The 13,169-nt window shown below is 40.2% G+C and carries 12 protein-coding genes and 1 tRNA gene; 6 read left to right on the top strand and 7 right to left on the bottom strand.

Annotated elements, in window-relative coordinates; translation table 11 throughout:
• Positions 1-161: 161 nt before the first annotated feature.
• Both F957_RS16550 and F957_RS16555 read right to left on the bottom strand, forming a co-directional pair.
• Positions 162-1,268, bottom strand: a complete 1,107-nt coding sequence (locus tag F957_RS16550; protein ID WP_016541392.1) for a porin — start codon at positions 1,266-1,268, stop codon at positions 162-164.
• A gap of 347 nt (positions 1,269-1,615) precedes the next feature.
• Entirely contained in the window at positions 1,616-2,863 is a 1,248-nt protein-coding gene (locus F957_RS16555; RefSeq protein WP_016541393.1) for an MFS transporter, read from the bottom strand.
• 144 nt (positions 2,864-3,007) lie between these two features.
• On the opposite strand from F957_RS16555, the gene F957_RS16560 reads away from it, so the two are divergent.
• From F957_RS16560 to F957_RS16575, 4 genes are all read left to right on the top strand, one after another.
• Positions 3,008-3,634 (top strand): lysophospholipid acyltransferase family protein, encoded by a 627-nt coding sequence (locus F957_RS16560; protein WP_016541394.1) that lies wholly within the window; start codon positions 3,008-3,010, stop codon positions 3,632-3,634.
• A 62-nt stretch (positions 3,635-3,696) separates the two neighbouring features.
• The gene (locus F957_RS16565; RefSeq protein ID WP_016660182.1) at positions 3,697-4,614 is read left to right on the top strand and encodes a patatin-like phospholipase family protein; all 918 of its coding nucleotides are present in this window, start codon (positions 3,697-3,699) and stop codon (positions 4,612-4,614) included.
• A 181-nt stretch (positions 4,615-4,795) separates the two neighbouring features.
• On the top strand, positions 4,796-5,254 hold the full coding sequence (locus F957_RS16570; protein ID WP_016541396.1) for an NfeD family protein: 459 nt from the start codon (positions 4,796-4,798) through the stop codon (positions 5,252-5,254).
• An 18-nt stretch (positions 5,255-5,272) separates the two neighbouring features.
• Positions 5,273-6,124 carry an SPFH domain-containing protein gene (locus tag F957_RS16575; protein ID WP_004652274.1) on the top strand — a complete coding sequence of 284 codons (852 nt, stop codon included), beginning with the start codon at positions 5,273-5,275 and terminating at the stop codon, positions 6,122-6,124.
• 48 nt (positions 6,125-6,172) lie between these two features.
• Here the strand turns inward: F957_RS16575 and F957_RS16580 are convergent, their stop codons facing one another.
• The 3 genes from F957_RS16580 to prpF form a co-directional block, all read right to left on the bottom strand.
• Positions 6,173-6,541 (bottom strand): MmcQ/YjbR family DNA-binding protein, encoded by a 369-nt coding sequence (locus tag F957_RS16580; protein ID WP_016541397.1) that lies wholly within the window; start codon positions 6,539-6,541, stop codon positions 6,173-6,175.
• Positions 6,542-6,733: 192 nt separating this feature from the next.
• The gene (locus F957_RS16585) at positions 6,734-7,651 is read right to left on the bottom strand and encodes a polyprenyl synthetase family protein (protein WP_016541398.1); all 918 of its coding nucleotides are present in this window, start codon (positions 7,649-7,651) and stop codon (positions 6,734-6,736) included.
• A gap of 160 nt (positions 7,652-7,811) precedes the next feature.
• A complete protein-coding gene (prpF, locus tag F957_RS16590) occupies positions 7,812-8,999 on the bottom strand; it encodes a 2-methylaconitate cis-trans isomerase PrpF (RefSeq protein WP_016541399.1) in 1,188 nt (395 codons plus the stop codon).
• 372 nt (positions 9,000-9,371) lie between these two features.
• Between prpF and F957_RS16595 the strand changes: the two genes are divergently transcribed.
• Both F957_RS16595 and F957_RS16600 read left to right on the top strand, forming a co-directional pair.
• Positions 9,372-10,730 (top strand): amino acid permease, encoded by a 1,359-nt coding sequence (locus tag F957_RS16595; RefSeq protein WP_016660181.1) that lies wholly within the window; start codon positions 9,372-9,374, stop codon positions 10,728-10,730.
• A gap of 69 nt (positions 10,731-10,799) precedes the next feature.
• A tRNA-Arg gene (locus F957_RS16600) sits at positions 10,800-10,872 on the top strand.
• A gap of 48 nt (positions 10,873-10,920) precedes the next feature.
• Here the strand turns inward: F957_RS16600 and F957_RS16605 are convergent.
• Both F957_RS16605 and F957_RS16610 read right to left on the bottom strand, forming a co-directional pair.
• Positions 10,921-12,333: a glutamine synthetase family protein gene (locus tag F957_RS16605; RefSeq protein ID WP_016541401.1), complete on the bottom strand. Its 1,413-nt coding sequence runs from the start codon at positions 12,331-12,333 to the stop codon at positions 10,921-10,923.
• 158 nt (positions 12,334-12,491) lie between these two features.
• On the bottom strand, positions 12,492-13,052 hold the full coding sequence (locus F957_RS16610) for an undecaprenyl-diphosphatase (RefSeq protein ID WP_016541402.1): 561 nt from the start codon (positions 13,050-13,052) through the stop codon (positions 12,492-12,494).
• Positions 13,053-13,169: the final 117 nt, after the last annotated feature.

Below are 13,169 nucleotides of genomic sequence, written 5' to 3'. Positions count from 1 at the left end.
AATTAAAATAACATCCTGTTTTCTAAGGATACTTTACCACTACTCAAACTTAAATGTCACTTTGTTATTATAAAATAATAGTTTGTAATTTCATTAACGCTTCCACAAAAAAGAAAGCGCCCTTTAAGCAAGCTTAAAGGGCGCTTTCTAAGACAAATAGATTAGAACTTGAATTCTAAACCTAGACCCGCTACAGGTTGTTTATCTTTTTTACTTGCTTGTTCAAGCGTTAAATAACCTGCATAACCATAGGTTTTCACTTGTTTGTTAAAAGCATAGTCCGCACCAGCAATAATTTGTTTTGCTTTAAAATCGGCAGTGTTGGTTTTAAAGCTGGTGTCATTCTGGCTGTATTGGCCTTTCACGGTCCAGTTTTTCGCTTGAGGGATGTTATATTCAGCCCCCAGTAACCAGCCTTGTGCATCATCAATATTTTCAGAACCTGCCGCATTACCTTCGGCCTTTTCAACTTCAGAAGTTTGATAAAGTGCTTTTAATGCTAAACCTTCAAGCGGTGTCACTTTACCAATGGCACGAACTGTATTCGCCGCAGCAAAAAGGCTCCCCCCCGTAATTGCCGGTTCAGCAGCATTTAAGAAGCCTCGACCAAGGAAATTACTTGGAATCGCTTTGTCATAACCGATCCCTGCTACCACTAATGGATTTTCATAAGTGATCGATGTTGACCATGCATCACCTAAACCACGACCCGCAGTTTTAACAACACCTTTGTCTGACTTAATACCACTTGATTCACCAGTCGCAAGTAATGCATTAAATTTAAACGCACCATCCAGTAATTTCACGGCTGGAGATTCATAGACAACCACATTTGATACGCGGTTCTCACCTGTGAAAATACCTGTGATATCAGCCTTGTTGGCAACATAGTTGTTGAATGTGTCGACTGTACTTGAAAGTTGTTTTAATGGCGTATCATGTGCACCAATTTTTAATGTACCCAATTGTGCATCTTTTAAACCCACAAAACGGTTACGCTTGCTCCAGTCATCACCATCGCCATCGGCATTAAATGCCCATTCGATAGCATAGACTGCACTTAAACGCTCAGTCAGTTTTTCATCGCCTTTAATCCCAACGAATGAACTGTTTGAACTGATTTCCCAAACATCTTTGTTTGATTTAGTTGCATTTTTTTCTGGTAAATAATCAACACTGGCATCAATTTCACCATAAAATGTCGGTGCTGCAAATGTGGTTGTTGCAAGCAGACTGAGCACTGCTGCTGTTACAATTTTGATTTTCATTGTTTACATCCTGGTTAAATTTGTAACAAATCCTACACATTAACTTTATATGACAAAACGATTAAAATCTTATTAATTTATTCCAATTTCGACTAAAGTTTAATTTTTATACACTCACTTACTCATTCGAATTGATCTATTTACGACATTTCTAACTGAAAATTTAATATCTATATCAATTAATTATAGTGAGATCACATGATTTCTATTCACAGAATTTTCTATATTCATAAAATAATAAAATCCGACGAAAATCATTCTATTCCCATATAAGCTAAGTCATGTACCCCAGTTTTTTGTTTCAACGCACATCTTTTAAATACAAAAATTGTAATAAAAAGTGACCACTATCTTGCTTTATTTTTCCAATAAAAAATTGGGCTCAAACACAGGATTGAAATGAAGCAAATCACCATTAGATAATCCGCATAACCGAGCCAATCTCCAATCACGCCACTGAATAAATAGAGAAAACCACTCACCGTGGCCATAATTGAAACCTGAAAGGTAAAGTCCGTCCCTGCAAAAGGTTTACGGCTATATTGCATGACCAATGTCAACATCACCACCAGCAGCATTGCTGAACAGGCATCTTCAATCGCATTGACCACATACAACCAAAGTGGCGCAATGTGAAACTGTGATTCATAGGCATAGCCTAAAACAGCATAGGCACTCAAACTTATAATTTTCAGAAATGAGAACACAATTAAACAATGTATTCTTGAAAAGTATTTTAACAGTAGCCCAGCAACAGCTGCTCCCAATAATGCCGCAATCGCCCCAAACATGGTAATAAACACCCCAATCTGGGTGAAGTTCAATCCCATATCCACCATTAAAGGTTTTAATAAAGGTCCAGCTAAACCATCCGCCACTTTAAAACTGATCAATACCAGCAACCATGCTTTTAATTCTGAAGAAGATTGGAAATAATCTAAATAGCTTTTGACCGCCTGTATAAACGATTGAGCATGTGCTTTATTGAGTGTGTCTTTGCTTTTATGTTGCGGCTCGGAATAAAACAAAACAGGCAATGTGTTTAAAAAAACCAAACAGGCTAAAGCCAGAAAAGTCTTTTGCCAATCCAGCCAATCCAAACACCAAAGTACAGCTCCCCCACCGACAATGAAGCCCAAACGCGATCCAATCACTTGAAAGGTATTCCCCCAATGCTGTTGATCACTTTTAAGTAAATTGACAGCTAAACCATCTGTGGCAATGTCTTGCGTTGCTCCCGTTAAATTCATGACTAGGAGCAAAGCAAAGAAAACCAGCAGATAACTGGGTTGATCAAGTGTTTGTATCGGGAAAAAAGATAAAATAACGAGGATAATAACGCTAGATAATTGAGTTGGAAGAATCCAACTACGGTAGTGCCCAAATCGAGAGATACCCAAACGATCGACATAGGCTGCCCAAAAGATCTTAATCGACCAAGGCAACATTAATAAACCAAAGCCACCAATATGTGCCAGCGACACCCCCTGCGCCCTTAAAATCACCGGCAATGCATGCGTCATAAAACCAACAGGCAAACCCTGTGCCCAATACAAAGAAAACAATAAAATGTAAATCTGTCTAAGATTAGGCATTCCGAGTTTTCCATAGCTGCACGATAAGGTCGCTCAAGTATCCAACCCTTTCATCGCTAAGGCAATAAAATCTTATTTTTTGCCAATGCAGCTACGGTCATGAATGTTTAACATAATTGTAGTTGTCATTACATATCGTGATTTATGCTACAGCATTTTCCAGATTTACCTCCGCTAGTTCCACAACGTGGTACAGTTTATAGTCGTGCATTGTGTAAAAAACTTTTTCTCGGCCAAGGCTGGACGGTTGTCGGTGAGATTCCCAATCTACCCAAAGCGGTTGCGATTATTTCTCCCCATACCTCGAATATTGATGGCTGGTATGGCTTTCTCGCGATAGGTGGTCTGGGTTTAAAAATTACGGTTTTAGGTAAAGATACTTTATTTAAACCAGCTTTGAAGCCACTTCTAAACTGGGCGGGACTCATTCCTGTTCATCGTGATAGTGCTCACGGGCTTACCGAACAGGTGGTTGCCACGATTCATCAGCACGATAAAATCTGGATTGGCATGGCGCCTGAAGGAACCCGTAAAAAAGCCGAAAAAATGAAAAGCGGTTTTTACCATATCGCTCATGCTGCTGGTATTCCAATTGTGATGTTTGCCTTTGATTATGATCACAAAACCATTTACTGTTTAGGTGCTTTTACCCCAACAGGTCATTATCAACAGGACCTCGAACAGATCATGCAACGTTATGTCGGGCACTTCTCACCCAAGAACCCTGATTGGCTGGCAGAACCATTACAAAAACTTGTGAAAAAAAACTAGAAAATTAAGGGCAAATCTGATCTGATGTGCCCATCTTTTTGTTCATTTTATCTGCATTTGATATGAAAATTGCTCGACTGTCTTGCTTGGCTGTTCTAAGCCTCGCTTTATTTGGTTGTGATCAAGCAGCAAAGAAAACACCTCAAACTACGGCGATTAAAGCACGTGAACCTGTCATTGCACTCGCGTTGGGTGGTGGTGGTGCCAAAGGCTTTGCCCATATTGGCGTAATCAAGGTGTTAGAGTCGCATGGCATTAAAGCTAAAATCGTGACGGGCACTAGTGCGGGGAGCTTCGTGGGCAGTATTTATGCCAGTGGTCAAACCCCTTATCAAATGCAGAATCTGGCGTTAAAACTGCAAGAATCCGATTTGCGTGACTTAACGTTAAATAGCCAAGGCATTATTCTTGGTCAAAAACTGCAGAATTATGTGAATACGCAAGTGAGCAATAAACCGATTGAGCAATTCCCAATTCGTTTTGCTGCGGTCGCAACCCGTTTGGATAATGGGAAAAAAGCTGAGTTTATTAAAGGCAATGCCGGACAAGCAGTTCGTGCATCATGTAGTATTCCAAATGTATTTGTGCCTGCGGTGATTGGCAATACCAAATACGTGGATGGTGGCCTCGTCAGTCCAATTCCAGTAAAAACAGCCAAAGATATGGGTGCTGATATCGTGATTGCTGTGGATATCTCTGCACGTCCAGTGGGTGGTAAACCTTTAAGCATGTGGGGCTTACTAGATCAAACCATTAATATCATGGGCCAACAAAGTATTAATGAAGAGTTGAGTCAAGCCACCGTCGTGATTCAGCCTAAAGTGGGTCATTTAGGCGCATTAGACCTAAAATCCAGTAATGAAGCGATTTTAGAAGGTGAAAAAGCGGCTCAAGCCAAGATCACTGCAATTCGAAATGCCATTACCACATTTAAAAACTCCCCTGCGGCTCTCAAACCTGCACCAAAATCTAAATTCTAAAAATCCGCTAAAGGGCTGTTGCCGCTGATAAAAACCTGTCCAATGGACCAGTGCTTTAAGCAGCGCCAGCCCTAAACTCTAAAAAAACAATCTTTGTATATTCATCAAGATAATGATCTGTTACAGTGCTAAAGGTGAATATTTTTTCACCTCCACTCCGTTTCATTATGCGAGCAAATCTATGGAATTTGTAGTTGAACCTTGGCACTGGTTTGTATTAGGGATTTTACTGATTCTTTCAGAATTGATTTTGCCTGCTTTTGCTGCATTATGGTTTGGCATAGCAGCAGTCATGGTCTGTATTTTACTGTGGCTTTTCCCGATGATGGGCTTTACCACCCAAGTGATTACTTGGGGTGTTTTATCTATTTTATGTACGATTCTTTGGTTCAAATTTATCAAACCACTGTCAATTGATAAAACCAAAGCAGGACTCCCACGCGAAGCAACCATTGGTCAAGTTGGTATGGTCATCCAGACTGGTCTTGAACATGGACAAATCATTGTACGCTTCTCGATGCCTGTCTTAGGTTCTGATGAATGGAATTGCCGTTGTGCTGTTCCAGTACACGTTGGTGATCGCGTTCGCGTGGTTGATATTTTAGGTAATGATTTAGTCGTTCAACCTCATACGTCATAAACACAAAGAGGGTTTTCAATGTCTGTCGGTACGATTGTTGTTTTAGCTTTTTTAGCTTTTATTGGTATAACCATTTTTAAAGGGGTTCGCATTGTTCCCCAAGGTTATAAATGGATTGTGCAACGTTTAGGTAAATACCATACCACGTTGGCGCCAGGTCTAAATTTCGTGATTCCCTATGTAGACGAAGTTGCTTATAAAATCACGACCAAAGATATTGTTTTAGATATTCCTTCACAAGAAGTGATTACCCGAGACAATGCGGTATTGGTCATGAATGCGGTCGCTTATATTAATCTCACCACCCCAGAAAAAGCGGTGTACGGGATTGAAAACTATACATGGGCAATTCAAAACCTTGTTCAAACTTCACTCCGTTCAATCGTGGGTGAAATGGACTTGGATGATGCGCTGTCTTCTCGTGATCATATTAAAGCGAAACTCAAAGCGGCCATTTCTGACGATATCTCAGATTGGGGTATTACCTTGAAAACGGTTGAAATTCAAGATATTCAACCATCACACACCATGCAAGCGGCGATGGAAGCACAGGCAGCAGCTGAACGTCAACGTCGTGCGACGGTGACCAAAGCCGATGGTGAAAAACAGGCTGCGATTCTAGAGGCAGATGGTCGTTTGGAAGCCTCTCGTCGTGATGCAGAAGCACAGGTAGTCCTTGCTGAATCTTCACAACGTGCGATTGAAATGGTCACCACTGCCGTAGGTGATAAAGAGATCCCTGTTGCTTACTTACTCGGTGAGCAATATGTGAAAGCGATGCAGGATCTTTCTAAATCAAGCAACGCAAAAACTGTGGTACTTCCAGCCGATGTACTCAATGCTATTCGTGGAATTATGGGTAAACACTAAGCCCTGTTTCCAACCAAAAATAAAGCAGCGTTATCGCTGCTTTATTTTTTATACATTCTGAATCCGTTTTCGATCTTTAACAGGGAGTTTCCCCACCACCAAATCATATGAATCTTTAATCAGATCTTGCAGTAAATCAGCTGTAATTTCATGACCACTGGCTATCGAGATCCAGTGTTTCTTATTCATGTGATAACCTGCCGAAATAGAGGGATACAGCTCCTGATATTCCAAGCTTTTCTCTGGTTTGCATTTAATCGTCACCAGTAACTTGCCCGAATAAGCCCCAATCAACATAAACACCTTATCGCAGATTTTAAAGACCTCACAGTCTGGACCAAAAGGCTGTGACTGAATGGAAAAAGCCAACTGTTGTCCATATTCAAGCGCACATTGTTCTAATTGATCGTCATTCATAAAGCGATTCTCTGTTGTTATTTCTATGGATCATCTATTTATCTTAGATTCACTTTTACATTAAAACAATGATTTATAAACTGTTTAAATCTATTCTGTTAATTGTATTAAGGTATATAGCTACTCCCAAAAAAAGACCATACAAGGATGGTCTTTTATAAAATTCAATCATTGATCAAAGCTGACCAAAGATTAACTTTTACGCGCCAGTAAAAACTGTGAAATCTCAACCAACTCTTTGGCATCATCACCAAAATAAGCCAAGGCTTCAAAAGCTTGATCATGCAGGCTTTGTGCATAGGCCTGTGCTTGCGCTAAGCCCATCAACGATGGGTAAGTTGATTTCTGAACTTGCTCATCTTTACCAGCAGTCTTGCCTAAAGTTTCAGTGCTTGCAGTCACATCCAGAATGTCATCTTGCACTTGAAAGGCTAAACCAATCGTTTGCCCAAATTGGCGTAATTTAGGAATTGCCTGATCAGTCCCATTAAAAATGGTCACCGCGCCCATCATAATCGCCGCTTGAATTAAAGCACCTGTTTTATTGCGGTGAATATTTTCCAATTCAGTTTGATCAACTTGTTTTCCTTCCCCTTCAGCCTGTAAATCCAATACCTGGCCACAAACCATTCTTGAACTTGCTGTTGCTAAGATTTGCACTTGTTTTAAGACAATGGCCGCTTCAGTTGCTTGGCCCTGTTCATCAAACAAACGGCTGCCCAATATTTCAAAAGCCATCGACTGCAAAATATCACCGGCCAATAAGGCAGTATCTTCACCAAATGCGACATGACAAGTGGGTTGTCCACGACGTAGTAAATCATTATCCATGCATGGTAAATCATCATGTGCCAACGAATAACAGTGAATCAATTCAACTGCAACTGCGGCACGGCGCGCTGCTGCAAAGTTGTGATTTGGCCGTAATGACGCTGCTGCATAACAGAGTGCAGGACGAACCCGTTTACCACCTAACATCACGGTATGATGAACGGCTGCTTTTAAAGGTTCTGGAATTGAAAATGCAGCCAATGCTGTCAATAAATCTTGTTGAATACGTTGTTGAGCTTGTTTTAAAACATCCGCATTAACTTGAGAGATAGATGACACAGTTGCCTCGGGAAATCTTAATGAATGGAAAATGACAAGACTTGCCAGAATGAACACATCATAACACTATTTATCTGAAGAAATTGTGTTTGTATTTTTAATCAATTCAAAATAATAAAGCCTTCAAATGAAGGCTTTATCAAATAACATGGCACACAAATTAGAAGCTATCACCCGGTACACGTACCCAACCTTCCATCAGTACACGCGCACTGCGGCTCATAATAGCTTTTTTCACAGACCATTTGCCTTCAATCAATTCAGCTTGAGCACCTACGCGCAAAGTCCCTGATGGATGACCGAAACGAACTGCTTCACGCTCACCGCCACCCGCCGCTAAATTCACCAAGGTGCCCGGAATAGCAGCTGCCGTACCAATCGCGACCGCTGCTGTTCCCATCATGGCATGATGTAATTTACCCATCGACAAAGCGCGAACCAATAAATCCACATCACTCGTCTCAACGGGTTTACCACTTGATGAGCTATAGCTTTTTGGCTGTGATACAAAAGCAATTTTAGGCGTATGCTGACGTGCTGCTGCTTCCGAAATATCTTTAATCAAACCCATCTGCACTGCACCATAGGCACGGATTTTTTCAAAACGTGCTAAAGCTGCTGCATCACTATTAATATGCTCTTGTAACTCAGTTCCCTGATAACCAATATCTTCGGCATTGAGGAAAATCGTTGGAATCCCAGCATTAATAAACGTTGCTTGGAATGTACCGACTTCAGGAACAGTCAATTGATCGACCACATTTCCTGTCGGGAACATATCCCCGCCTTCTTCACCATCATCAGCTGGGTCTAAAAATTCAATTTGCACTTCGGCAGCAGGAAAGGTCACGCCATCCAGCTCAAAATCACCAGTTTCCTGTACTTGCCCATTGGTCACAGGAACATGTGCAATGATGGTTTTTTGAATATTCTTCTGCCAAATCCGTACCGTGCAAATGCCATTCTCAGGAACACGCGTTGCATCGACCAAACCATTTGAAATCGCAAAGGAACCCACTGCAGCAGTTAAATTACCGCAGTTCCCACTCCAGTCAACAAACGGTTCGTCAATCGATACTTGCCCAAATAAATAATCAACGTCGTGTTCTGGCTCCGAACTTTTTGCCAAAATGACGGTTTTACTGGTGCTTGAAGTCGCCCCACCCATTCCATCAATCTGTTTACCGTAAGGGTCTGGGCTACCAATCACACGCAGAAGAAGTTGATCACGTGCTTTGCCCGCTACTTGTGCCGCTTCAGGTAAATCATCCAGTTTGAAAAATACACCTTTACTTGTGCCTCCACGCATATAGGTTGCAGGGACTTTGATTTGCGGTACTGAGCTCATGTCAATTTCATCCTTTTATCATGTTCTTGGTGCAGATTGGTTTTGAGTCTAAAGTTACTGCATGGCATTCAAAAATACCATACGACCAATTGTTTTAGGATCGGTCATACGAGCTCAAATCTCGACCTTATATTGAGTCGGTTTCCATACTTTCACAATGGCAGAAATTCCAATCCGTCTGTCGGGAAAAACAAGGACAGAATTTAAGCGTCTAAATTTACAGCAATTTTCATTTTAATATTCATGCAAATAAATGATTTTAAATGACTTTTAAAAACAACTTTCCAGTCATAGCATCACTGTACTTTTACTAGGCGAAAATCTTTGAATCTATTAGAATAATCCAGTTAATTCCTCGTCGAGCTCAGTCCTTTGAACAACGATTCTTCTCAACTTCAGCGTGGACTAAAAAACCGCCATATCCAACTCATCGCGATGGGTGGAGCGATTGGTACGGGCTTATTTTTAGGTTCTGCGCAAATTATCCAGTCTGCTGGACCATCTATTATTTTGGGGTATGCAATTGGCGGCTTGATTGTTTTTCTGATCATGCGTCATTTAGGTGAAATGATTGTTGAAGAACCTGTAGCAGGTTCTTTTAGCCATTTTGCTTATAAATATTGGGGTAAATTTCCAGGCTTTATCACAGGTTGGAACTATTGGGTGCTCTATATCCTTGTGGCAATGACTGAGCTAACGGCAGTAGGTAAATATATTAATTACTGGTGGCCACAAATCCCCGCTTGGCAGTCTGTATTATTCTTCTTCGTGGTGATTACAGCAGTGAATTTGACCAATGTTAAATTCTATGGTGAATCAGAGTTCTGGCTAGCAATCATCAAAGTGACTGCTGTCGTTGCTATGATCTTATTTGGTTTATTCCTACTCTTCACTGCGGATGCCAATTCAACTGCCTCATTTAGCAATCTTTGGGCACATGGCGGCTTTTTCCCGCATGGCTTCGATGGCCTGTTCTATATGCTGGCTTTCCTGATGTTTGCCTTTGGGGGAATTGAACTGATTGGTATGGCCGCAGCAGAAGCCAAAGATCCAAAGACCACTATTCCTAAAGCGATTAACCAAGTGGTCATTCGTATTTTAGTGTTCTATGTGGGTTCGCTTGCGATTCTCTTGTCTCTTGTACCTTGGAACCAACTGGATTTAGGTGGCTTAGATAAAAGTCCATTCGTGATGATTTTCAGTCAAATGGGAATTGGTTGGGCAGCGCATTTACTTAACTTTATTATCCTGACAGCTGCATTATCTGTGTATAACAGCGGAATGTATGCCAACAGCCGTATGGTGTTTGGTTTAGCTCAACAAGGTAATGCGCCAAAAATCTTTACCAAAACCAATAAGCAAGGGGTTCCTGTTCCAGCAGTCCTTCTCTCTGCTTTCCTTATTTTTGGCTGTGTCTTGTTAAACTACTTTGTGCCTGAAGATGCGCTTGGACATTTAATGTATGTGGTTGTTGGCGCGCTGGTTTTAAACTGGGCAATGATCAGCTTAACCCATTTAAAATATAGACGTCATATCAAAACAGCGCAAATCAAGACTTCGTACCCAGCTTTGTGGTCTCCATTCAGTAACTACTTAGTTTTAGCTTTTATTGGTGTAGTGCTCTACATCATGTGGCAACAAGGCTTCAAAGAATCAGTACTGATGATTCCGATCTGGATTGTATTGATGTTTATTTTCTATAAATTTTTAAATCGTAAAACTGAAGATTAACAGTTGATCGGTTTCATTAAAAAGTGATTGCTTCTGCAATCACTTTTTTGTTTATAATCATAAAATTATGCGCTTATAGCTTAACTGGATAGAGCAGTTGCCTCCTAAGCGACCGACGTGGGTTCGAGTCCCGCTGAGCGCATAACCCATCAACCCTCTTACGCATTGCCCAATCGTCAATATGAGTCATCTAAATATCCCAGCTTTTTTCGATAGCTGTAATTTGGCTATAAACACTTTGATATTCAGCCTGCTTTAGCGTACACCATAGCGTGGCAAAGTCCTTACCTAAGGATTCGATTAAAACCGAGTTGGCTTGGAATAATTGCAATGCCTGCATTTGCTCAGTCGGCAATAATACATGCTCACTTTTCAGTTTTAGCTGATGTGCTTGCTTAGGAATATCTAATTGATGGGTAAGTCCATGTAAAGTTCCAATCAACATCATTGTCACAGCCAAATAAGGATTACAATCTGCTCCCGCAACACGATATTCCAACCGTTGATTTTCTTGATCAGAACATGGAATTCGAATCGCAACATTACGATTATTCAACCCCCAATTGGCTTCAAGCGGCACATGATGACCAAGTTTAAAACGTCTAAAAGAGTTTAAGTTAGGCGCTAAGATCGCCATTGAATCAGGCATCAATAACAGCAATCCACTCACCGCTTTTAATAAATTATCAGAGATTTTATCTTGCGCCGAACTAAAATGATTCTGCTGCTTTTGATCTAAAAGACTCATATGGAAGTGCATACCACTGCCCGCTTTATGCATATCAGGCTTTGCAAGAAAGTTTGCACGTAGCCCATGTTTATTCGCAATCTGCTTGATGGTTCTTTTCAGCAACATAATCTGATCACATAAGCTCAATAGGTCCGTTGTATGTTGCAAATTAATCTCATATTGCCCTGAAGAAGATTCAGAAACAATTCCCGTAATTTGAATATTCTGCCTTTTTGCAACAGCTTCAATCTCATTCAGAATATGTTGATAAGTGTCAGAGGTATTAATATCAAAACACTGGCTTGTGGACTCTTGCACAGCGGACAATTCAGTTAAAGGATGTAAATAGAATTCGACTTCGGCTGCGATGCAAGCAACGTAATTTTTATCGTGAAGTTGATAGAGCATCTTTTTTAAAATATTACGAGGTTCATATATGCAATCTTGCTGATGATCATCCTTCATGCTGAGCAGTAGCTGAGCTGTTGTTTCGGGCTCAAGCGCATGTGGTTTTAATGTTCCTAAAACAGGTTCACATAAATGATCAGGCTCTCCAATATATTTGCCAAGTCCTGTCTCCTCAATCACTTTCCCATCCAGACTCATGGCATAAATCGACAATGGGAAATAACAGCCTTTATTCAGATTTTTTAGACAACCGACATCAATACGTTTACCGCGTAAGTGTCCATTTAAATCACATAAATAAATGTCGACATGCTGGGTATTGGGATAATGTTTTAAATAAGTTTCGACTTCTTCTATAAATCGTTTTTTTAGCGTAACACCATCAATATCATTGTTGCAGATTGCCGTTTGAATATACTTTTTAAGCGCAGATGGATGATTGATCTCAACAAGTACAGCACTCATAGCTGAAAGCTCAAGTTATATAGATAGATTCAGCTTAGTTGAGGCTCCAATAGAAGTAACGTAAACAGTGCGTAAACTCTTTGGGAAATCGAATAAATTTCTTATAACTCAGGCAATAAAAAACGGAGTCAAACCCCGTTTCTGATTCGATTAAATCTCTAATCCGCAATGCGAATGATTTTCAACCTTCTGATTCTGATTGCCAATGCTTTTAAAACATAATTGATAGATATGACCAGCATAAAACCAATCACAAAAGAACCAATCACATCAAAGGGAAAATGGACGCCTACAAAAATTCTTGCTAAACCCACAATGGCACTGAGAATCAAGCCAATAATGCCAATCTTCTTAAAGCCCGCTAACAAATAAGAAAATGCAATAATCACGATTGTGAGCGTATGCTGACTTGGAAAAGATGAACTAGAACCATGACCAATCAACTTATGTCCTAAATCGAGCTGAAATGGACGCGGATGATGATAAAAGAATTCAATAATGTCACTTAGCAGCAGAGAAAACAGGACAATCACAAGTGCTTTGGCAAATATAAGATTGTATATTTTCCACTGCGTGACCAACAAAAATACCAAAAAACTAATAAAGACCGTATTCAAATCCTCAGCTAAAAAAACCGCAAGCTGATCAAGCAATGGGTTTTCTTTCGCAAAAGAATTTACACTATTAAATAACGAAATATTTAATGCTTTAAAAATCATTTCCTTTTCTATCCGCACTATCCATGAAGATCAATGCGCTCAATATACAGGATAATAATGAAGAAATTATTAATTTTTCCTGTAGTTTATTGTTCATATCTTGCTAAAGAATTAAAT

It is taken from the genome of Acinetobacter gyllenbergii CIP 110306 = MTCC 11365, from assembly GCF_000413855.1.
Lineage (GTDB): Bacteria > Pseudomonadota > Gammaproteobacteria > Pseudomonadales > Moraxellaceae > Acinetobacter > Acinetobacter gyllenbergii.
This window is presented reverse-complemented; position numbering and strand designations above follow the sequence as displayed.